The sequence below is a fragment of the Terrabacter sp. NPDC000476 genome (assembly GCF_040300125.1).
In the GTDB taxonomy this organism is placed as follows: domain Bacteria; phylum Actinomycetota; class Actinomycetes; order Actinomycetales; family Dermatophilaceae; genus Terrabacter.
This window is the reverse complement of sequence record NZ_JBEPDF010000001.1, coordinates 1,032,499-1,054,795: the sequence shown is the minus strand read 5'-3', so window position 1 is coordinate 1,054,795 and position 22,297 is coordinate 1,032,499. Positions and strand designations below refer to the sequence as shown.

The following is a 22,297-nucleotide window of genomic DNA, read 5'->3' as shown; positions in this document are numbered from 1 at the left end:
GTTCAGTGGGTGAGGATCTTGCCGAGGAAGTCCTTGGCGCGATCGCTCGTCGGGTTCGTGAAGAACTCCTGGGGCGTGCCGACCTCGACGATCTGGCCGTCGGCCATGAAGACGACGCGGTCGGCTGCCTTGCGGGCGAACCCCATCTCGTGGGTGACGACGATCATCGTCATGCCCTCCTTGGCGAGGCCGACCATGACGTCGAGCACCTCGTTGACCATCTCGGGGTCGAGCGCCGACGTCGGCTCGTCGAACAGCATGACCTTGGGGCCCATGGCGAGCGAGCGCGCGATGGCCACGCGCTGCTGCTGGCCGCCCGAGAGCTGGGCCGGGTACTTCTCGGCCTGAGCCTCGACGCCGACGCGCTTGAGCAGGTCGGCGGCCTGCTTGTCGGCATCCGACTTCGACTTCTTGCGCACCTTGATCGGCCCGAGCGTCACGTTCTCGCGGATCGTCTTGTGGGCGAAGAGGTTGAAGGACTGGAAGACCATGCCCACGTCGGCACGCAGCTGCGCGAGCGGCTTGCCCTCCTCGGGCAGCGCCTTGCCGTCGATGGAGATGGTGCCGGACTCGATGGTCTCGAGGCGGTTGATGGCGCGGCACAGCGTCGACTTGCCCGAGCCGGAGGGGCCGAGGACCACGACGACCTCACCCTTCCCGACGGTCAGGTTGATGTCGCGCAGCACGTGCAGGTCGCCGAAGTGCTTGTTGACGCCCTCGATGACGACCATCGGGTCGCGAGACGCGTCGCGGTCAGCAGTGCTCTCCGCCGGCGGGTCGGTGTTCACGTCGTCCATCCGGGCAACCTATCGGCTCCGGGGGTGGCGAGCACCCATCCCGCGCCGCACGGGCGCGAAGCGTGCTCGAATCGTGAGGACCGGCGGTCAGGGTCGTTCGAGGGCGGAGGTGGTCGGCCCGGGCGTCTGCCCGTCCGACCCGGTCGCCGACTCGGTGGCGAGCGCGCTCTGCGTCGCGGACGCGAGCACCTCGGCGGCCGTGGTGCTCAGGGCCGTCGTCGCCGACGCCGACGGCCTCTCCGACGACGGATGCGTCGTGCCGGCGGTCGTCGTCGAGGTCGACGTGGTGGGGTCCTGGCTCGACGGCGAAGAGCTGGTGGGTGTCGAGCTGGTGGGTGCCGAGCTGGTGGGCGCCGACGAGCTCGGCACCGAGGTCGTCGGGTCGGTCGTGGTGGGTCCGGTGGTCGTCGGCGCCGTCGTGGTGGACGTCGGGCCGGAGGTCGTCGGTCCGGACGTCGGGGGCGCGGTGGTGGTGGGAGCGGTGGTGGTGGTCGCGGTGGTGGTGGGCGCGGTGGTGGTGGGCGCCGTGGTGGTGGGCGCGGACGTGGTGGGCGCCGTGGTCGTCGGCACGGACGTCGTCGGGCTCGACGAGGGCGTGTGCGTCGAGGTGGCGGTCGGGGTCTGGCTCGGCGTGTGCGTGGGTGTGCCGCCCGTGCTGCCCGTGCCGGTCGGGTCGGGGATCGGCACGTCGCCGTCCTTGACGGTGTGCACCCCGGTGCCGCCCGGCTCGACGACGAGGTGGGGCACCGCGCCGTAGGGCACCGAGCCCAGTGACGACGGTGCGAAGCCGAGGTAGGGGGCCGGGTCGACGTAGCGGTCGTCGATGATCACGTCGAAGTGCAGGTGGCAGCCCGTCGACCACCCGGTCGTGCCGACGAGCCCGATGACCTGGCCCTGCGTCACCGTCTGCCCCTCGGTGACGAGGAAGCGGGACTGGTGCCCGTACGCGGTCTTGAGGCTCGGGCTGTGCTGGATGATCGTCCGGTTGCCCCACGAGTCGGACGTGCGGGCGTAGACGACCGTGCCGGCGGCGGCGGCGCGGATCGGGGTCCCGCAGCTCGCGGCGAGGTCGAGGCCGGTGTGGAACATCGGCCGGCCGAGCAGCGGGTGGATCCGCGGGCCGAACGGCGAGGACTCGCCGCCGGGCACGGGATGGATGAAGAACGGGGCACCGGTGATCGGCGCGGCGAGCGCCTCGGCGGTCTGCGGCACGAGGATGATGGCCGGGAACATGAACAGGCCGCCGCCGAGCGCGTCCGAGAAGGCGGAGAGCGCGGGAGCCGCCGCGGCCGTGGAGGCGGCGGTGACGGTCGTCGACAGCTCGGTGCGGGCCTGCTCGACGACGGCGACGGCGTCGTCGACCTCGCTCGGAGCCGCTGCGGCGAGGACGACGGTGGCGCCGGGAGACTGCGGGGTGCTCCCGCCGAGGAACGGCAGCAGGGCGAAGACGAGCAGCATGAGCGCGAACGGGACCAGCCGCCCGCTCATCCTGATGTGGACGACGAGCGGACCCGTGCGCTGTGCCGGTGTTCGCACCGTCTGCCACCCCCTGCCTTGCCACGTGCTTCGTGTCGTCTGAGGCTGCCTCCCGACGGAGGGGCCTGGTCGTCGCCGCTCCCGCGGACGCCGCGCGGCCGGGAGCGACCGGGCTGCTCGGCCCGGTGTTCCGGTCGACTCCCACCTTAGGTCGGGGCCGCCCGTGGCGGGCCGGTTCGCGCCGAGTTGGTTGCCCGATCGCCGGGCCACCCGGCCGCACCCGTCGAGGGACCTGTGACCCCTGTGTTTCCAGAGGCTCGTGGGGCTGAGTGTGACGGCTGTGACGGGTGTGGCGAGGACAGCGGCCCGCTGAGTACGGATCGGCCTCGAGAACCCGGGCGACTCTCGTCCTTCCTGATCGGCAGGTGAGGGCTTGTCGACGGTTTCCATCGACAACTTGCGCAAATCTTGCGGAAACGGACGTGGTTCACGGCCCCGGATCCTGCAGTCCGCAGTGCAGGCTGTGGTTCAGGGGGAGGGGTTACCGACACGGCCGTGGGGGTTGCAGTCGGGAGCGCACACCGGGTCGGGGGACCCGGGAGCCAGGTCGGGAGGCCTGGCCGGTCGGGTCGGGGGACCCGGTCGTGCGAGCTGGACGGGGTGGGTGTCGCCGGGGGAGACGGCGACACCCACCCCGCCCCCGGATCCGGGTTTTGCCGAAGACCGGCCGCCCGTCGATCAGCCGACCTACAGTTCGGCTATCCGGTCAGGATGGGGTGGGTGCACATGCGCAGGATCTGGCACGTCTCGACAGCGGGCCTCGGCTCGGTCGTCCTCGGCATCGCGGTGCTGGCCGCGCCGACCGCCTCGGCGGTCCAACCGCCGGCGCCCGCGCCGTCGAGCAGCTCGATGGTCAGTGCGGTGCCCTCCGCGATCACGCCGGCCGTCGGCGACGGCGACGTGCGTGCCATCGCGAAGGTCGGCAGCACGATGGTCATCGGCGGCAACTTCACGACCGTCAACGGGGTGGCCCGCTCGCGCCTCGCGGCGTTCTCCGCGAGCACCGGTGCGCTGACCGGCCTCTCGCTGGCGGTCAACGGTGAGGTCTCCTCCGTCGTGCCGGGTCCGACGGCGACCACGGCCTACATCGGCGGCGCCTTCACGACGGTCGGCGGCGTGGCACGTCGCAACGTCGCCCTCGTCGACCTCTCGACGAACACCGTCGTGCCGGGCTTCACGGCCCCCGCGTTCTCGAGCTTCGGCCGCGTCAAGGACATGGTCAGGGTCGGCTCGCGGCTCGTCGTCGTCGGCGACTTCTCGACGGTCGGCGGGCAGGCCCACGCCGGGATCGCCGCCCTGAGCGCGACCACCGGAGCGGTGGACCAGACCTACCTGCGGGTGCAGTTCGCGGGCCACCACAACAACTCCGGCACCGGGGCGCAGGGCGCGGTCGGCCCGTGGAACCTCGACGTCAGCCCGGCGGGCGACCGCCTCGTCGTCATCGGCAACTTCCGCACGGCCGACGGGCTGCCGCGCGACCAGGTCGCGCTCATCACCCTCGGGGCGACGTCGGCCTTCGTCACGCCGGACTGGAACACGCTGCGCTACAACCCGTTGTGCTTCAGCAACTCGTTCGACTCCTACGTGCGCGGAGTCTCCTTCTCCCCCAACGGCTCCTACTTCGTCATCGGCTCGACCGGTGGGGGAGTGCGCGACACGCTCTGCGACGCCGCCGCACGCTTCGAGACGTATGCCGTGGGCGCCGCCCTGCAGCCGACGTGGGTGGCCGAGACCGGTGGCGACACGATGTGGGCCGTCGAGATCACCGAGGCCGCCGTCTTCGTGGGCGGCCACCAGCGGTGGGGCAACAACCCGTACGGTCGCGACTTCGCCGGCCCCGGCGCGGTGCCGCGCCCCGGTCTCGTGGCGCTCGACCCCGTGAGCGGCCGTCCGCTGCAGTGGAACCCGGGACGCAACCCTCCGGGCAAGGCGGTCTACGCCATCCTCGCGACGAGCGAGGGACTGTGGCTCGGCTCCAACACCGACTACGTCGGCAACTTCACGTACGTGCGCAAGAAGATCGTGCTCTTCCCGTATGCCGGGGGCAGCACCCTCGCCTCGACGACCGTGGGCACCCTCCCGGGCACCGTGCTCCTGGGTGGCTCGGTGGGCGGTGCGACGTCCGACGCGCTGACGAGCGTCGGGCTGACGTCGACCGGGGTCAGCTCGCAGCCGGTGCCCGTCGGCAACGGCGGGGTCGCGTGGTCGGGCACCCGGGGCGCCTTCATGGTCGGCTCGAAGGTGTTCTACGCCAAGACGGACGGCTACCTCTACTCGCGCCCGCTCGTGCAGGGTGTCTGGGGCGCCGAGACCCGGATCGACCCGTACCACGACCCGAGGTGGGCGACCGTCGACAACCACCTGAACGGCACCTTCGACGGCAACCTGCCCACCCTCTACGGGCAGCTGCCCAACCTCAGCGGGATGTTCTACACGGGCGGCCGGCTGTTCTACACGATCAGCGGTGACCCGACGCTGCGCTGGCGCTGGTTCTCGCCCGACAGCGGGATCGTCGACGAGCGCGTCTTCACGGTGCCGAGCTCGGTCGACTTCCGCTCGAGCCGCGGTCTGCTCGTCGCCGGCGCGAACCTCTACTACACGTCCACGGTCGACAGCTCGCTCTACCGCGTCGGCTGGAACGGCGCGACGGTGACGGGCGTGCCGGTGCGCATCAGCGGGCCGACCGTCGACCGGGTCTCGTGGGCCGCGCGGTCGCTATTCCTGCTGGCCGGCTGAACCACGCGCCCGACAAGGGCGTATGCCGGGGGCGCGCCACCCGGCATACGCCCTCGGTCGTGGGGCGGGTGTCAGGGACTCGTCACGGCTGCACGGACTGGGCGAAGCGGAAGAGGTTGCCGGGGTCGACGGTCGCCTTGACGGTGCGCAGGCGGGCGTAGGTGCCGGGCCAGTAGGCCGCGCCGTGGTCGGCGATCGAGCTGTCGAGGTAGTTGACGTAGGCGCCGGTGCCGCAGAAGGGCGCCATCGCCGCACGGAAGCCGCGCACGTAGCCGTCGAACGGGGTCGGGTCGAGCGTCGGCGTCGACGGGCTCCACCGGGCGAGGTAGTGCAGCATGAGCCGGGCGTCGCGGTGGCCGAAGGCCGAGTCGGTCGTGGTCGTCGACCGGACGGCGCCACCCAGGGCCACGACGGTGCACCCGGTCCACGTCGCCTTCGGCACGGCCAGGCCGGCCCTGACCCGGTCGACGAGGGTCGTGACCGCGGTGGGGGAGAGCGGCGCGTAGACCATCGTCGACGCGCCGGCGGAGGGGACGCGCGGGATCGTGCCCTGCGGTGGCAGGTGGCAGCTCGCGTAGGAGGAGCACTCGGCCTCCTGCAGCATCGCGGCGAGGTAGCCCTGGCTGCTGACGGTCCGCGCGTTGGGCCGCACGCCGATGGCCGCGACGAGCGCGTCGAGCTGGGCCGTCAACGCCGAGGCGCTGCCGATCCACGTCCCGGTCACGGTCAGCGATGTCGCACCGGTCGAGGGCGTGGCGCGGAACGACAGCTCGCCGTGCAGCCGGCTGTCGGCGGTCGCCATGAACGTCTGGTAGCCGGCGACGACGGCCGGCGCGGCCGACATGTTGTAGGGCATCGACCACACCTGGAACGTCGGCGCCGGGCGCAGCCGGAAGGTCAGCGAGGTGACGACGCCGAAGGAGCCACCGCCACCGCCGCGCAGGGCCCAGAAGAGGCCCGGCCAGTGGCTCGCCGAGACCTGCTTGACGGAGGCGTCCGCGAAGACGATGGTCGCGCCCGTCAGCTGGTCGCAGGTCAGTCCCCACGGCCGGGTCAGGGCCCCGATGCCGCCGCCGAGCGCGAGGCCGGCGATGCCGACGCTGCCGCACGTGCCGCCGGGCAGGGCGAGGCCGGCCGAGGCGACCTTCTGGTAGACGTCGATGAGCCGCGCTCCGGCGCCCACGGTCGCGGTGGCCGTGACCGGGTCGACCGTCATCGCCGAGATGAGGGTCGTGTCGATGACGAGACCGGTGCCGGTCGACCAGCCGGTCAGGGCGTGACCGCCCGAGCGGATCGTGAACGGCACCGCGTTGGTCCGCGCGAACGCCACCGCGGCGGAGACGTCGGCCGTCGAGACGCAGCGCGCCACGGCCGAGGGCCAGACGGTGTCGTACCGCGGGTTGTACCCGTGGGCGACGGCGGTGTAGCCGGTGGCTCCCTTGACGAGCACCTGGCCGCTCATCCGCTGCTGCAGCGTGCTCCATGCCGGCGCCGCGACGGCGGCCCCGGCCCCGGCGCTCGCAGTCGCTCCACCTGCGAGCAGGGCGGCCGCGCCGCCTGCACCCCGCAGCACCGCCCTGCGTGAGACGTCACGCCTCGAGACAGACTCCATCGCCGTACCCCGCCCCTGGTGAGGTCCGCCTCGACCGGCGGACGCTCCTTCGACGGTAGGGCTCCGTGCGATGATCCGGGGCCGAAGGATCTGGGCATTCGAAACGTGAATTCCCTTGCAGGCCGGGTTTGTCCAGCTTTGAGCCTACGCGTTCGTCAATCGGGTGATGACCACGCCCGGGTGGTGCCACGCTGGGAGCTCCGGGACGACAAGGGGGTCCTCGATGAGACGACTGGGTCTGACCATGGCGGCACTGTCGATCGTGTGCCTGGGGGTGCTGAGCTCGAGCGCGGCGACCGGTGCGGTGTCCACCTCGTCGTGGAGCCAGCCCCAGGGCGATGCGGCACACAGCAACCGCAACAACGCCGAGACGACGATCACCGCTGCGACGGTGGCCGGGCTGGCGGTGCGCTACTCCGTCGGTCGACTGCCCGACTACTCCGTCTGCGGTCGTGCGCACCCGCACGCGGCGGTCGCCACCGCGAGCCGGCTCTACGTCTTCGACGGACGGCGGGTCGTCGCGACCGATCTGGCGACCGGGCAGCAGCTCTGGCGGGGCGCCGACCTCGGCGGGACGACGGGGTTCCAGGCGACCGACCTCGCCGTCAGCGGCTCGCGGGTCGTCGTCCAGGGCAGCGGGGGCTGTCTCTCCCAGAGCGACCCCGGTCTCAGCCTCGTCGGCCTCGACGCGGCCACCGGAGCCACGGTGTGGTCCGTCCAGCGGGGTGGCTACAACCGCAGCATGGTCGTCTCGGGCACCACCGTCGTCTCCGACAACGACGACATCTCCGGAGTTCCGTCGGTCGTCGCCTACGACCTCACGACCGGCGCGCAGCGGTGGGTGCGCAGCGGGTGCGTGTCGTCGGGCTTCGGCCCGGACGCCGGTCTCTTCGCCTCCGACGACAACATCCTCACGACGTGCGGTGCCCTGTCGTTCGCCCGGCGCGGCGCGACGAGCTGGAGCAAGCCGGCCGGGTGGTCCTACCTTCGCGCGGACCCGAGCGGCACCGTGAGCCCCAACATCTACGCCCGCAACCCGGCGGGCCGGATCACCGCGCTCTCACCCACCGGTGCGGTGCGGTGGACCTCGGCGGAGGCGGGCCCGCTGCTCGCGGCGGGTCCCGTGCGGCTCCTCGTCGGCTGCGGGGCGACGAACGTCTGCGCGCTGAACCGAGCCACCGGCGCGCGGGTGTGGACGTCGGCGCGCAGCGTGGCTCCGACGGGCGCCGTGCTGGCCGCGGACCTCGCCTACGTGACGCCGGCGGAGGCGCCGCTCGTGGCCGCCACCGGCCGACCGGTGCCCGGGGCGGACTCCGACTTCCTCAGCCCCTACGGCTTCCTCGCGGACGGTGCCGTCGAGGTGGCCGGCGGGCGTCTCGTCAACGTGACCCGGCGGGCGGTGGACGTCTACGCCCTGACGCCCTGACGCCCTGACGGCCTGACGCCCTGACGGCCTCGGCGTCCGGGGCCGCCGCCCGGTGGCGGGAGGAAGGGTCGGTGGTGGGGCAGCAGGGGCTTGAACCCTGGACCGACGGATTATGAGAACGTAGCAGTCGTCAACCCGACCTGCGCTCATGGTGTGTAGTCGCCGGCGCTGAGCGCGATTCATTATCGACGAGTACTACCTGCTGCTGCCCATTGGTGGGCACTGTGCCCACCAATTGCCCACTAGAGAACTCTCACTAAAGCCAGCGCGCCAGCCATGTCTGTTCGGACCAGAAGGCCGCAAGTGGTGTGTACCCTGGCACGCCCACTCGTACCGGGGCTTCCCCCTTGTGCTACCCAGGCAGAATGCGACAACGGCAGGCAGTGGAGGTCGTAGCTTGACCCGGGTGATGCTTACATCGCACCCCAACCCACTGCGACTGTCCCTCCTAGAATTTTCTCCCGGAGCGTGCGTGCAGGTCAGAGGGTCTTGAAGCGGCTGGAGGCCCCAACTGGTTGACCCACAGACAGGCCCGCCCATCAATCTGAGGGCTGCTCGACACTGACAGGATGCTTCCAACCGATCGAGCAAGGGGCCCCGTGCTTGGCCCCTGCCAGCCAACAGGCCAATCGAATACAAGCACTCCTGAAAATTCTCGAGCGAGGTGGAATGAGAGTGCCGCTGCCGCATCGCGGTGTCTGATGGAAGTGCGCGCACGGTTCTGCCGGACGACTGTCGTTAGCTCGCGCACATCCTCCTCGCTCGCTCAGGACGAGCGAGCGCCGTACTGGTTCGCCAAGTCCCTTACAAAACGGGCGCGAAACGCGTGCTGGCACGCAAGTAACTCTCAACGACGTTTGAGACGGCTTCTCAGTGAGTCGGCCACTCCTCCCCCTGCGTTGAAGTACCACGACGATCAATCGCAACGTAGCCGCGATCGATGACCGGATGCCGCCGTGATCTGACGCTCGGACGCCGACCCCCTCTCAGCGTGCCCGTTGAGCCTTGGTAGCAACCAGGAGAAGGATATGCGAGCCTTCGGAAATGACGAAGATCGAAGCAAGTCAGATCGCGCACCCTGTGTACCTCGACGACCCGATGATGCTCAGCTTCTTGGCGCACCTAGAAGGTGGCGTGTCTGTGGAGCAGGAGGAGACTGCCCGCGAAACTGGAGCTAGGGAGCGAGGAGCAAAGGCACGCGCAGGCGCGAAGGCGCGGATGTGGGGAGTGGCGGACGCCACCATTGACGCGGAGGGGTCGACAAACCGACGTGACGAAACAGCATTGGAGTCCAAGAGCACCAAGCACCACACCGCCGCAAGTCTCTTCAACCTGCTCTACTACTACTTGAAGGAAGATTCGAAGCTGAGACCGGTGGACACGTCCGCTGATCTCGAGGCTCTTGCGCCCGGCGAGATAGTTGAGATCCGCGGCGAATACCTTGGGAATCCATTGGAGGATGCCTTAGCTTTCTTGAGTTCCATTCTCCCTTACTTAATGGAACAGCAGCATGCCCAACGGGAGGCCGCCGAAGCCGCGCTTCGCCAAGCGAAGCCAAGGAGCGCAGCGCGGTCCGGCAATCCAGCGCGAAAAGGGGCAGGCACTGATAACTCCTCGGAGATTATGGACGCAGTTGCCGCAGCAATCGCCACCGCGTCCAGCTCCGACGATTTAGGCATGAAAATGCTGTTGCGAATGTGGGATGACATATCGTCAGCACCAATGCACGATCTTCTGTTTCGTACCGGAGGTGGCCTCAATACCGTAGTAGCAGTGTCATCCAACTTCTTCTCCGCCCACACAAAGGAGTATCTACGTGCTGGCGAGTTCTCTATCGTCGGAAAAGTCACGCGCGTAATTCCACTTGGCCAAGAGGTCAATCTGGCGCGACGTACGGTTCTAGGAGTTGCCGGGCCCAGTACGGCAAGAGAATTGCTTGACGGACTAAAGACGGACGAATTTCACCTTGACTTGGCAGACCCAATTGTCGCAGGCCCGGCCGTCCAAATCCTTCCCATGGCCATATTTATTTAGCAATGCGCCGCCTACGGCAAAAGGCACATGGCTCACGTGGTCGGTCAAGAAGGCAGCTTGACCTTAGCTCATTCAGTCGTGAACCTGTTTTGTTGGGTTAGCGACTCCTGGCACGCACGCGCAGACGACCCTACTTGGTCGAGGCAATTCGGGCGAGGCTTCCAAACTGCATGGTTTTCTCGCAGGTCTCCAGAGTATGGCCGGGCGCCTTTATTGGAGCCGACCATGACTTAAGAGGTGGAGGGACGCATCGGCCCGAGCGACTCGAGTGCCCGGTCCCGGACAGGAACTAATGATGTTGACGACCGCCTCGAGGCGGACGCGTGAGATTCAGTTTTGGCCTACGACATTTAGTCGGTGTTCGCCTTCCGATCTCGGCTAGGACGCGAGGCTAGACCGCAATTCGCGCACGATTCTTCGGTTGGCGCGTTTTGGTGTCCGCACCACCGGCAAGTCCAGTAGCGCGGGGCAGGCCCGTCATGACTGTAGTCCCCTCGAACCCAAAGGTCGTCATCTCGACTGAGTCTCGCAGCCAAGTCGCCCATGGGGTCAATTTGCCCCCGATATTGGAGTGCTCGCTGGACGGCATGACGTCGGGCCGCCTCACTCGATTCGGCGGCTTGGGCAGCGAGTCGTGGCCCTTCAGGACTGACGAGAAGGGAAAGAAAATAGCACTCAGAGGCCCGATAGGGCGGCCAGGTTGTTCGTTCTTGGTTGAAGAATGCCACAGTGTCCCAAGAGGGCTCGGTGTTAGCGAGGACGTACAGAGCTGACCATGAAATCCAATGTGAAATTGCGTGCAAGCTCTCAACCAACGCGTCCTGATCGTCTGCGCTGAGTGCCGCCAAAGGGGACTTCACCACTGCATAAAGACTGCGACAACTGACCACCCACCAGTCCAATGGGACACCCACCTGATCCCTCATTTGCGCACGAATGATGGCTGCTTCGGCTGCGGCGCGGTCTATGTCCTTCGCGTGTGCGACTGCGAGTGATCTTAACCATTTGCGACGGATAGAGACATCGTCCTTCTCGAAAGCCGCTCGAAAGTCGGCGAAGCCAGTACTCAAATATCCCGTTACATGAAGGAGGTCAGATAGTTCTTGAAGGGACCACCGATCATTCTTTGTGAGAGCCGTACCGGTGTCGCCGAGGCTTGCGACGTCATCGAGGATTTTTGCCTTGTAATCTTGCTGACGCAAGAACTCTTGCGCGCCTGCGAAGGGGCTCTTCTGCTCCCATTGGGAAGTATCGACACCGGCTTGGCGCAGGGCTTCCTTTATCCCGCCGCCTTCGCCACTAGGGATCCGATCAGAGATATCGTAGATTATCTGAGCGGCATTGTCCTGCAGTTGAGGCAAGAATTTGACTGCCCGATGAGCCACCTGACCAAGCCCTTGGTGTGGCATATCGCTGTTGGTGAACATATGCACTCCGCCAACTTTTACAATCTCTGCCACCTCAGGCAACTCAAGGGCGAGGACCGCTTTAACAGCCTCACTCTCACTCGGGTCGAGAGGTCGCTTCTCGGATAGCGCGTCCTCTAACGCAACCCATGCCGTCACTATCGAGTCGGAAGGCGGCTTCAGCGTGAGCCGGCTTAGCTCTTGTTCTCGCTGGTGTCGGTGCGTATCATTTAGGGTCAATGAGCACAGCGCATCGATGACAGGCCATGATTCTGGACCGGATTCGTGGCGGCTCGCAAGTATGCGATCTATGGGCCGGAGGTCGCGCGCCAGCCTCGTTGGAGGCTCCTTGGCGCCACTGGCAATTTGGCGGGCGTGTTGACCGAGCTGTCGTATCAGCACATCGACTTGGTTGACGCTCAACTCGATAACGTTAGAGCGCGAGCTGGCTGCAACAGCCAAAGTCGCCTCGGTCGCGGATTCGCCGAGTTCGAGCAAAAGGTCTACCACGCTCGGATTGAGGCTCAGAGCCAGACTTACGACCCCTTCAGAGTCGTAGTACCGAATGGCGTCGGCTACCCACTCTCGTAGCGCCGCTGTTGAGCATGTCTTCGTCCACATCGCGGTCGCGATCTCCGTGAAGACACGGCTGCGGCTTCGAAGGCGATCGTCTTCATCCAGTACGAAGACGGCGACGTGGGTGTCCCAGAACGTCAGCACCTGGTCGGCAAGTTCTCGCGCCTTCCCTACGGAGAGGTTCCAACCCCCGGGATCCGCCAGCATGTCCGACAACGCGCCGCTCGCGTCAGAGCGCGAGGGCGGGGCGTCTCGACCGTCTATCAGACGTCCAAGGACGACGAATCCATCGAGAAGTGTGGCAGGGGTCAGATCCCGCGCCCAGTTCTTGCGCGCACCGCTGAACCGATCGTGCTCCCAGCGCTTTACCGATTGTCTGACGGCTTCGTGCAGGAGTTCCGCTCTTTGCTTCGGAATCTCCAGTTCTGCGGTGGAGCCGATGATGAGAGCAACGAGCAGCGCCAGCTGGGGCACCTCGAGCATGCCGGGCTGGTTGTGGCTGGCATCAGCGAGCCACTCCCGTCGAGTTCGCAGCCACTGACGCCGCTGTTCAAGGTCAGCGACCCGCACCTTTGCACACTGAGTCACAACGGCGTCAACCGTTGCATCAAGGTCACCGGGTCGCACGAGGTCCACCCTGGCGAGCCCAATGCCAGCCGCCGGAACCTCGGCACTCGCACGAGTAGCCAACACGACTGCTGTGGTTTCGGGCAGACCATTCATGAGGGTCCGAAGTTGGCCGGCCAGCCACGCTGCTCTGTCTCGGCACTCGTCCAGCCCGTCGAGAAGCAGAATCGCGTCGCCCTGTGCAATCGCTTTGGTCAGAAACTTCTCGACCCGCTGCGCTCCAGACTTCGGCCCTCGTCTGGAAGCCAAGACCACGAGGTCCTCAATCGTCACATCGTGGTCAGTGTGACGTGGAAGCAAATCCGGGAGATGGACCGGAATCGGTGTCGGCGCATACGGATCCTCGGCACACGCTCCGGCAAGCTCCCTCATCAGCACTGACTTGCCCGACCCGGGCTGGCCCACCAAAAGGATCCTCCGGTTGCGTCGTAACACGACCCACAGGCCCTCGCTGAGACCCCTTTCCTTCTCCGTGTCGGTGGTCTGCACTCGCACGTTCGCCAGCAGGTTCTTCACCACTATCGGCTGGAGGTCGTCAGCCAGGAGAGTTAGGTCGATGCGACCGTTTGAGGATGCCAGCGTGTCCAGGTAAGCAACTTCCGCTGCCCGAGCGGCTGCTGCCTGCGCGGCGGCCGGTCCACTCTCATCTGCGCGCACCACAATGTCACGAGCGGCGACGGCCCTGACTAGCCTCGTTGCATCGAACCCGAGGGCACGACCGGCCCACTCATGGACGGTCGCCGAGATAACACTCACCGCGAGCGCACCGGCATTGCCCTCGACCAATTCATCCATCATCAACGCCAAGAGTGTCGGGACATCGTTACTCGTCGCGGTTCTCGGGAGTTCGACGAGCCGCGCCCTCCGATGGATCTCGTCACGCTTATCGGCCGGGACGTGCTCATCCAGGCGCTTCAGCGCATCAAGGTGACGCCGGCTGGTCAGTGTCACTCCGGCACGGAGTTTCGCGAGCGCGTCGGCGAGATCACGTACCCACTCAGACGCCTCCTCGCACACCAAGACAAGAAGGTCGTTATCTCCGAGGTTCTCGTCGAGCTGCGCGACCCACCCGTCCACGGTGTCAGTGAACGGCTTGCCGTATGTAACCTTCCGTTTCGAAGATACAAAGGCATGACCGTCGCCCTCGAAGGTCAGGACGACGTCGTCGGTCGGGTCCGAAGACTCGAAAGCCACATGTGTGATTACCCTGTAATTTTCCAATGCTTCGACTGGCCTTGTGGCCAGCATGTGTACACCAAAGTAGGTGGCCGCGCTGCGGCGCGCCACACTCCCCGCCTCGTTAGCCTGCCCGGCAGCGCTCATGTACTTAGCCGATTGATCGCAAAACCAGGAACTGAGCTGGCACGTCGGGAGACTCCAAGCAAGTCAGGTGTTTCGAACGATCTTCTCGGTTCGTAAGCAGCGTCGAGTTTCGTGAAAAGTATCTGTCATGGATTGTGTGCCGGATCACGATCTGCATCGTACGGCCGTGAGCGCGGCCATGTCCTGCCGTGTCGTGCGAACGCGAGCGCCCTAGACCGATGTGGCTTGACGCCCATGCGAATCCGTTTGATGACGCCGTCGGCCGGCCCGCTTCGGGCGCTGGTTCCTTGCCAGTCGCCGCATCAGCTGACCACAGAGGCCCCGCCTCTCACGTTCCCCTGCAACCTCGCCCATCAGCTGGCGACAGATCCGTGCCCAAGCCGCCGCCACGCCGGCTAGAGCATGCGCCCCTACGTCTCTCAGCTCGAGTTGACGAGATATTACGGCGGGTACGCGCGCCATCGGACCGTCCGCGTCACAACTTCGTAGCCCTCGACGGACCTAGCGCTTGCGAACAACTTGATGCGCACCACCTCCGCCTCCCCATTTGGTGATTTCACTGAGGCGTTATGCGTTAAGCCATGTGTGGCCCCGGGTCCCTCCGACTGCAATTGGAACGCGTCCGACCCGATCCATCGCCCGATATTTGTGGGATCACGCATGAGGTCTGGCAGTGGGGAACTCTCCCGCCCGATGACGCCGGTAACGGCGACGGCAAATGAGTACGCGATCTTCGCGAGCATCTGAGCCAAGGCCTCAATGTCCGGAGTGGACTGAGCCTGCAGGCCAACGGCCTCTCGCTCTTGGACGAATCCACTCAGATCCTGCTGGGCACCGACGTTGATCAACTGGAAGCCTGCGATCCGAATGCCTTCGATGGGCTCGGCGCCTGAAAGGAAAGTGGGTTTTGCGAACGTCGGCAGAATTACAAGCCCAGGTGCTTCTCGCCGAGGCACCTCTGTCTCGGCTATCTGTCCACCCTCCTCGAGGAGCCTGACGCGGATTTCCTGAGGTTGATTCTTCGGTCTCCTGGACTTAAAGTTTGCGGCAAGCCTAGCGTCGTGCATGAATCCTCTGAGCACCCGTAATTCTAATTCGGACGTCATGGCGCTGCATGACGTGCAACTTGCCTTCGGCAGGACCAGATTGCCATTGAGCCCGAGGGGGACGATATGCTCGTCAGTCAGTTTCGTACGAGAGCCACAGTATATGCATTCACCCACGGGGGCGAACCGATGCGTGGAACGTATCTCGTGCAACCGACGTACCGATATCGGACTGGGTTCCGGGTCCACTATCTGTACCTCCATACCTGCCACTCCTCGGCGGCATAGTGCCAAACGCGCGGGTGAAGGGGAATCGCTGCGAAATGTTTGACCGGTCTCGGACCGGTCTCGACCCGCCACGCGCGATGGAACGGTCCCGCTCGTCGATTTCCGTCCACTCCTTGCTCCGCGTATGCGGCGCCAACAGTAATGGGGTCCGACTGCTCCGGTGCTCCCCATACTCGCTGCTAGGCGCCGTCAAACTGCGTTCTACTTCTGCGAGGGGCGTGATCCGAAGATGGCGCGGAGTGCGTGCGGGCATCGGGCGCTGTCTTATGGCATAGATCGGGGTGCGGTTTCTTCTCGGGTACGCAGGACGACTTGCTCAGAGTCACGATACTGGAGACGAGCGCGGCCTAGGAAGAATCCGAGCCACAGAATCGTCCCGGCCAAGAACAGAACCGATGCCAAAATTGCATCGACCTTCGTCGGAGCTTCACCTGTGCCCGGAGTTAGATATAGGACCGGCAAAGCCACGAGCGTGAATATCAGGCCCAGCGTCACTGCGGCTTCTACGTAAACGTTCCTATCAAATTTGGGGACGATTATTCGGGATCTATCCGAGATTCGCTCATTCAACGATGTCTCGCTCTGGGCGATTGCGTGCCTGATCTCGGGATAGTGCGTCTTGGTTAGTTCGTCGCGCAGCCTCCAGATCGAGGATCCGGGGACGCTTAACTGAGGTTTGATGCGCCCATGGACGTAGTCATCTGGATCGTCGCTGCCACGCTCGCCGTAGTAGGCATCCTGCCCCCTAAAGTACGCGAGCGTGGACCACAGAAGCCTGGCGTTGAACTGCGGCTCCGCGATGGGTGGCGGCTCATGTTGAGCGATCACATGTTCTGGCTTTCTAGGATCATCCGGGTCGGCCATTTCTGCAACCCAAGACTCGATGTCCTCCAAACACACGAGAGCATATTCCCAGAGCGCAGCCGCAACCGACTTATGCATCAAGGTAGGAGCCGAGCCGGTGGGGGATATCAACTCTGTCAAGATAGATGGGAAACGGACACGCCAACCAGATTCCTCTACACCTTGCGCGCCTCGTCTAACCCGGTCAGCGCTGTCATACACCTGACGCAGGAGTCGGTCATCGCTAATTGCGAGCTCGACATAACGGGATTGGGCGCCGTCGCGGTACGAGCAAAGCTCGTCCTGCGCTGCCTTCACCGCCGAATCGGCCTGCTGGAACTGGTCCTGATGGCCAGCAAGTGTCGCCTGCATTTGCAGGGTGCGCTGCAAAACAAGGCCCCCTGTCAAAGCGACGAAGGTGGCGCCCCCGCTGGCGAGGGTTGAGAACAGAGTCGTATAGTCGCTCACGCTGTCAAGATAGCGAACATGGTTCGAGCGCAGCAGGGCAGCAACAGGGGACGGGATGCCGGCGAACGACCAAAAGCAGACATAGCGCTCCGTGACCTCCGTTAACCCAGAACGTCGAGGCCGTTCGGCCTGATGTTCCTGCGGGTCAGCACGCCGGGCCAGAGTGCGCATGCGCACGCGCCAACATCTGCGAGGTGTCTGGCCGCCGACAACTGAGCAGACGCCGAAGGGGCCCACCCGTCCCCTCCGTCGGGCGGCCCTGTCCGGAGCTCAACGACAGGCACGACGCGCCTCACTAGCCGGGCGCGCTCGGTGCAGGAAGATGATCAGCGACGTGATCAGTCCGCCCGTCCGGTCGCTGGGCCGGTACTCAAGGCCCTGACCGTCAAGAAACTGAGACAACCCAGTTCGATGACCCGACCTTCACGCGGAATAAACGAGCGCGAAGCCAACCGCTTGAGTTCGCCTTCGAGATCGAGATGCTTGCGCGGCCGCTCTTATCCAAGGCACCCTGCGCTACCACCTGCCCTACCCGGGATGTGTTCGTAAGACCGCCCCAAATCTGGTACGGCATGAATGCCCTGGAGGTGCCGGCACTAAGGACTACTTGGGTGCGACCCCTAACCAGCGTCGGCACGGGCTGGATCGACAGCACGTCACTGAGGCGAGGCTGCGGAACTTCAGCCCACTCTTCGAGCTGACGCCAACGTCCGGACAGCTGGTAGACGACCTCCGCTGCCTTTGAGGACGGGGCCTGGCTGATGATGAGCGATGGCATGAGCCCGGTGACCCCGACGATCAGCACGAGTAGCGCCGCGCACCGGCGCCCCCATCTGTGTGGACCTCTGCGTTTGTTCAACTTTTCGGAGGCGTCAAAGACAGCGTTCGACAGCTGTTCTGCGAACATGCTGGCGCCCAGCAGAGGGCCGTTGGGGTTCCGAGATCGTCGTCGAGCCCAGGAGGTGTGGGAGTACTCGACCAAGGTGACAAGTATGACGAGGGCGGCGAGGCAGGCAAAAGCGAAGGCGATGAGTCGCCAAAGCACTCTTCCCCACAGAAGGATGACCAGCCCACCAACTACTAGAGCGATGAATAGGGACGGTCGCCACACGCTAGGCACAGGCACGACGAACTGCACGAGGTCTTTGATAGGCGAGGTCATGGCTCGGTTCGAGACGGCTCGGCGTCTTCAATCTCGTCTGCATCTAGTTCGGCTAAATCCGCGTCGTCAGCCGCCGGGAGAGTTTCGTGATCTCGGAAACCACTCGCAACCGCCGTGTCCTTGGAGCCGCCGATCTCTCGCTTGACTCGGTTCATGAGGGCCTGAACGGCGGGGTTCGAGTCCTCGATCATGTCCTCACGGACCATGGTTTCGAAGACCTGTAGGACGGCGCGCCGCTCCTCCTGCTCGGCTTCACGGAGCCGACCCAAGACGTCGTCCACATGCTCGCGGGAGGGGTTCATCATCGCAACGGCCAGGACCCTTGCCATCTTACCCGGCAGGTAACGTTTGAACTCACGCTGCCAGAACCTCATCCGCTTTGCGTTGGCTAGGTTGGCCATGTCACCGGTGAGGCGACCGACTTTGCCGTCCTGCATCGCGGTCTGGATCCTGATGAGGTGCTCTTTCGTTGCGGCTGAGGGCATGACCTCTACTGACTCGATGTGCGCAGTGAGCCAACTGAAGGAGAGTCCTTGGGTCTGACCCAAGATCTCCGTCGCTAGCCGCCTCTCGGCGTGCCTCTGCATAGTCAGCACCTCTGCCTTCGAAGGTGATTTGCTGTTGACGCCGTCGAGCTGCGCCAAGGTCGCGCGAATGAGACCACGTAGCCTTGGCTGGAGGAGACTGCGTAGCCCGTCCGCACCTGACGATGCCGCCTGCGCGGCGTCGGTGACTTGCGCGGTCAGTTTGGCGGAGGCATCGAAGTAGCCGAAGTTGGTCGCGAACACCTCTGCGAGGACGAGCGACACGTGGTGGATCGAGGTGTCGACGACCACGAAGGAGCGGGGGTCGCCCCAAGTTCGGTCTCCCGGGGTCAGGGCGTCTCCGCGGACCGTCGAGCCGTCGGCGCTGAAAAGGACTACCTGCTGGCCAGGCTTGGGGGTGGGCAACCCCTCGATGGGCTTTGGGAACAGTCCGAGGCGCTTCTTCCGCGCGGGCAGCTCGCCGCGTTCGACGATGAACGGGATCTCGTTTGCAGTCAGTGTCACGTGGAACCCTCCAATACGAATAGATACTCGAGAAGCGCACGCGCAGTTGCGCTTGACTTCTTTGAGCCTCTTCTGCCCGCCTCGAGGTGGTTGCGAAGCCTGCTGGCCAGCTCCATCTCGGATCCTCGGGCGGCGCAGACGCGGCGGATAGCCTGAATGAGGGCCACCGCCGTGGCTTGTTCGAGATCTCCACGCTGCACGGCACGCACCATGGCGTTGATGGCTCGTTGTCCGGCGTTACGGCCGATGGGACGTGTGAAGAGGTCCGCTAGAAGTTCCACGAAGCTGGAAAAGGATTGAGTCTCACTCGTCATCAGCGCCTCAAGGGCCGGGGCGCCGTCGGCCTTGACCAGACCGGACACGATGTCCGCGAGGACGGACATGGCCCTTTGGGCGTCGCTGCGTGTACCTCGGACATGTGACCGGAGTAGTGACAGCGCCACCGAGCGGACGGCGACAGCATCAACAGAGCTCGTCACGATGAGCGCCAATCCATCATCCGCCAGGGTGGTCAGCTTCGGGTCGCGGCCAAGCCGCCACAGACGCGAGGGAGCGGAGGTATCTGGGTCGACCAACCCGAAAAGCCCTCCGTACGCAAGACTCGCTACAGTCCGCTTGTTCAGCGACCTGTCCGTCGACCAGTGCGTGAGGATCCGTCTGGCGGTATCGAGACCCTTTGGGTTCACGGCCGCCAGGCCCATTGCGTTGGCGGCACACACCAGACGGCTCGGTGAACCATCGGCCAGCCAGGGCTCCAGCAGGAGGCGGTGAACCTTGGTTCCGGATGTGACGAGCAACATTCCTGCCATGCTCGCGGCGGCGATCTCGTCCTCGACGCCCCGGTGACCAGGAACGTCGCGCAGCCACGCGACCAGCGGGGTTCGAAACTTGTCCCCGAAGCTGTCCCACAGGGACTCGAAAAGGACGTCGTCTTGGAAGCGCGGCGAGACGACGACGTGCTCTTCGTCCACCCTGCCGTACCTTCCCGCGACCTCGCGGCGCTCAAGAACTAGGAAGGGTTGATCCCCCAATGGTGGCCCCACGGTGAAAAGCTTGGGCTGTGCGGCCGCCTGGTGTCCCGGGTCGAGCCGATCAGCCAACTCGTCCGCTAGCTGACTCACGGTTGATCTTGGTGCTCCCGCCGTAGACGCGCCTACGGCCAGCAGCGCGATCTCGTTGGCCGACCGTCCGGTCGGGCCCAGCCACTGCACGAGGGCTGCCTGGACGCCCTCAGTCGTATGGGCGGTAGTCAGCGTCTCAACGCTCGTCTCCCCGTCCCTGATCATCTGGGCGATCAGGAGGGCTCCGCCGTACGTCGGCGCTGGAAGCTGTTGAAGGACCGTGCTCAGCAGCTCTCTCTGCGCTCCCGTGGCTACGTCGGAACTGAATCGGCGGTACAGATGCTCACGGTGGGGCGGTGACGCTTGGATCAGGACCGAAGACAGGACCGTATCCGATGTGTTGAAGGCTGGCGGTGCGACGACGGCCACGAAGAGGTTGGCGCGTTTCAGTGAATCCAGCAGTGAGGATGTGCCGGGGCGAGCGAGTGCTTCCAAGAGCGCGCCGGGTTCCTCAATCAGTACTCCTATCGAGTGCCTGTCCGCTCTAGCCCCCTGTTCCTGTGTCCATTCAGACAGTTGCTCAACGGTGACCTCGGACGGCAGGCGGACCACCTCGCGCCCGCCGCTCTTGACCAAGGTGACGACAGACATGGTCTGCCGTCCGCTTCCGCGACTGCCGCCAACGACAAGAAGTCGGTGCTCCGTGAGGACCTCTTGGGCCCGCTGGAACGTCGAGTGTGGGACATACTGCTTCGCCAGCGAAGTTGCGTCGATCGTTATGTCGAGCGGCCGGAGGTGATCGTAGTGTGCGCCGATGTTCACGGTTCCCGTGAAGAGCGAGCCAACTATCGAACGCCCTGTCGCCTTTCCAACTCGGTTCACAACTTTTGTATGAAGTTCGCGAAACTGCTCTCTGGTCCGCTCAGTGTCGACACTTTCGCCGGACGGCTTGCTCGGGTCCTTCTCTTGCTCGTCCTCACCCACGGTTCCAGGCGATGTTCCGTAGAGTCCGTCGTTGAGGGGCTCTTCAGTGTTGATGGAAGTCTCCCTCAACGTGCCCGCCGACATTGGCCCTGCCCTTGGCAGTCTTCACCCTGTTCTTGATGACAGTCTTGCGCGTTCCCCCGTTCAGAAGAGTGACGAGCTCCTTGAGCTCCTTCCGGGTAACATCGCCGGCCTCCAAGCCCTGAACAAGACGCCCCTCTATGGCTTCAGCGGTCATCGACGGTTGCGGCGCGTCGTCGGCTCCGATCCGAGAAAGAATCCGCTTACCCTTCTCGTAGGCTTGAACGGCCACGTGCTCAGTGACGCCAGCAGCGGCTGCTGCGGAACCAAACTGGGCCATGTGGAGCAAAGCCTCAGACGCTGACGTGACAAGGTCTGACATTACTGCCCCCCCCGACTTGAGTGCGATCCGTTGAATCAAGTTACAGCCAACGGCGCGCTGCGGGCGACCTTAAGAGCGCCTGCATTCTCGGGGTAATTTGACCGTTCTGCGACCATGGCCCTCAGTTAGTCCATTGAGACGCTTTTGTGATTTTTGGGATACATGTATTTTTTGGACGTTTTCATCCGGTTACGCGGCGGGTGTGGACTGAGTCGGTCTTCTGAAAAGTCTTTAAAGCGGTGGACCGGGCATGCGCGGATGCGTCTTTGACCGCTGTGGATTCGCGGGCGGACACCCCGCGCTGAAGGCATAGGCGAGGAGTCCCTCGTGCATCAAGGACTCGGCTCGGGCCCGTTCGACTAGCCGCGGAGCGGCCTCGCGCAGCGTTGGCCTTCAGCGCGGGTTGGGAGAGCAAACTCACATCCCGCGTCACGACCTCGCCGCCGGGGGACCGCCTCGAAGGTCACCAGCGGGCTGACGGAGTACACCTAGGTCTCTACCATTGGATCATGGGAAACGGAGTGACGCCGGGGAAACCGGCCAACGGCACCGGCGAGGTCGTCATCATCCGGACCGAAAGCCCGACCGCCGACGTTTGGTGCGCAATGTGGATGGATGAAGAGGTGCACATGGTCGACGGGCCCTTTGACTCGCCCCTGGAGACGTGCCTGGCGTGGGCGCTGGGTGAGGCTCGGCCCTCCGAGGTGCGGATCATCACAAGCTACCCGACCGACGCGAACGGGCCCGGCCTCGTCGAGATAGGACGGATCGATCGATGACTCAGTACCTCATCGCCGAGCATTGCTGACTGATCGAGCTCGCGTAGGGAAGCAACAAGACGACCGGCGGCTCAGTGTGCGTCACAGGGCCTCGGGCAGGTAGTGCTGCACGACCTGAGCCGCTTCCCTGTCAAGCGGACA

13 protein-coding genes are annotated in these 22,297 nt (G+C 65.0%); 4 read left to right on the top strand and 9 right to left on the bottom strand.

Going from position 1 to position 22,297, the window contains the following annotated elements:
• Positions 1–2: 2 nt before the first annotated feature.
• Positions 3–731, bottom strand: a complete 729-nt coding sequence (locus ABT295_RS04935; protein WP_345506919.1) for an amino acid ABC transporter ATP-binding protein — start codon at positions 729–731, stop codon at positions 3–5.
• A 153-nt stretch (positions 732–884) separates the two neighbouring features.
• Entirely contained in the window at positions 885–2,285 is a 1,401-nt protein-coding gene (locus ABT295_RS04930; RefSeq protein WP_352393294.1) for a M23 family metallopeptidase, read from the bottom strand.
• A 768-nt stretch (positions 2,286–3,053) separates the two neighbouring features.
• Between ABT295_RS04930 and ABT295_RS04925 the strand changes: the two genes are divergently transcribed.
• On the top strand, positions 3,054–5,069 hold the full coding sequence (locus ABT295_RS04925; protein WP_352393293.1) for a hypothetical protein: 2,016 nt from the start codon (positions 3,054–3,056) through the stop codon (positions 5,067–5,069).
• A gap of 82 nt (positions 5,070–5,151) precedes the next feature.
• Here ABT295_RS04925 and ABT295_RS04920 read toward each other — a convergent pair whose 3' ends face one another.
• Positions 5,152–6,681: an FAD-binding oxidoreductase gene (locus ABT295_RS04920; protein ID WP_352393292.1), complete on the bottom strand. Its 1,530-nt coding sequence runs from the start codon at positions 6,679–6,681 to the stop codon at positions 5,152–5,154.
• A 223-nt stretch (positions 6,682–6,904) separates the two neighbouring features.
• On the opposite strand from ABT295_RS04920, the gene ABT295_RS04915 reads away from it, so the two are divergent.
• Together ABT295_RS04915 and ABT295_RS04910 are read left to right on the top strand one after the other, a co-directional pair.
• Positions 6,905–8,107, top strand: a complete 1,203-nt coding sequence (locus tag ABT295_RS04915) for an outer membrane protein assembly factor BamB family protein (protein WP_352393291.1) — start codon at positions 6,905–6,907, stop codon at positions 8,105–8,107.
• 1,044 nt (positions 8,108–9,151) lie between these two features.
• On the top strand, positions 9,152–10,141 hold the full coding sequence (locus ABT295_RS04910) for a DUF6414 family protein (RefSeq protein WP_352393290.1): 990 nt from the start codon (positions 9,152–9,154) through the stop codon (positions 10,139–10,141).
• A 350-nt stretch (positions 10,142–10,491) separates the two neighbouring features.
• Here the strand turns inward: ABT295_RS04910 and ABT295_RS04905 are convergent, their stop codons facing one another.
• The 6 genes from ABT295_RS04905 to ABT295_RS04880 all read right to left on the bottom strand — a co-directional run bounded on the left by ABT295_RS04905 (position 10,492) and on the right by ABT295_RS04880 (position 21,287).
• Positions 10,492–14,073, bottom strand: coding sequence for an NACHT domain-containing protein (locus ABT295_RS04905; RefSeq protein ID WP_352393289.1), 3,582 nt, complete (start codon positions 14,071–14,073; stop codon positions 10,492–10,494).
• A gap of 440 nt (positions 14,074–14,513) precedes the next feature.
• A complete protein-coding gene (locus ABT295_RS04900) occupies positions 14,514–15,155 on the bottom strand; it encodes a hypothetical protein (RefSeq protein ID WP_352393288.1) in 642 nt (213 codons plus the stop codon).
• Positions 15,156–15,671: 516 nt separating this feature from the next.
• A complete protein-coding gene (locus ABT295_RS04895; protein ID WP_352393287.1) occupies positions 15,672–16,718 on the bottom strand; it encodes a hypothetical protein in 1,047 nt (348 codons plus the stop codon).
• Positions 16,719–17,876: 1,158 nt separating this feature from the next.
• Entirely contained in the window at positions 17,877–18,929 is a 1,053-nt protein-coding gene (locus tag ABT295_RS04890) for a hypothetical protein (RefSeq protein ID WP_352393286.1), read from the bottom strand.
• Entirely contained in the window at positions 18,926–20,974 is a 2,049-nt protein-coding gene (locus tag ABT295_RS04885; RefSeq protein WP_352393285.1) for a hypothetical protein, read from the bottom strand. Before ABT295_RS04885 ends, ABT295_RS04890 begins: the two co-directional genes overlap by 4 nt.
• 43 nt (positions 20,975–21,017) lie before the next feature.
• Positions 21,018–21,287 (bottom strand): hypothetical protein, encoded by a 270-nt coding sequence (locus tag ABT295_RS04880; protein ID WP_352393284.1) that lies wholly within the window; start codon positions 21,285–21,287, stop codon positions 21,018–21,020.
• A gap of 599 nt (positions 21,288–21,886) precedes the next feature.
• Between ABT295_RS04880 and ABT295_RS04875 the strand changes: the two genes are divergently transcribed.
• Positions 21,887–22,156 carry a hypothetical protein gene (locus ABT295_RS04875; RefSeq protein WP_352393283.1) on the top strand — a complete coding sequence of 90 codons (270 nt, stop codon included), beginning with the start codon at positions 21,887–21,889 and terminating at the stop codon, positions 22,154–22,156.
• The last annotated feature ends 141 nt before the right edge of the window (positions 22,157–22,297 follow it).

Excerpts from the sequence above, each read along its gene's own strand:
- ABT295_RS04910 (WP_352393290.1), top strand. The coding sequence starts at position 9,152 with ATGACGAAGATCGAAGCAAGTCAGATCGCGCACCCTGTGTACCTCGAC.
- ABT295_RS04930 (WP_352393294.1), bottom strand. The coding sequence starts at position 2,285 with ATGAGCGGGCGGCTGGTCCCGTTCGCGCTCATGCTGCTCGTCTTCGCC.
- ABT295_RS04935 (WP_345506919.1), bottom strand. The coding sequence starts at position 731 with ATGGTCGTCATCGAGGGCGTCAACAAGCACTTCGGCGACCTGCACGTG.
- ABT295_RS04905 (WP_352393289.1), bottom strand. The coding sequence starts at position 14,073 with ATGAGCGCTGCCGGGCAGGCTAACGAGGCGGGGAGTGTGGCGCGCCGC.
- ABT295_RS04915 (WP_352393291.1), top strand. The coding sequence starts at position 6,905 with ATGAGACGACTGGGTCTGACCATGGCGGCACTGTCGATCGTGTGCCTG.
- ABT295_RS04920 (WP_352393292.1), bottom strand. The coding sequence starts at position 6,681 with ATGGAGTCTGTCTCGAGGCGTGACGTCTCACGCAGGGCGGTGCTGCGG.
- ABT295_RS04875 (WP_352393283.1), top strand. The coding sequence starts at position 21,887 with ATGGGAAACGGAGTGACGCCGGGGAAACCGGCCAACGGCACCGGCGAG.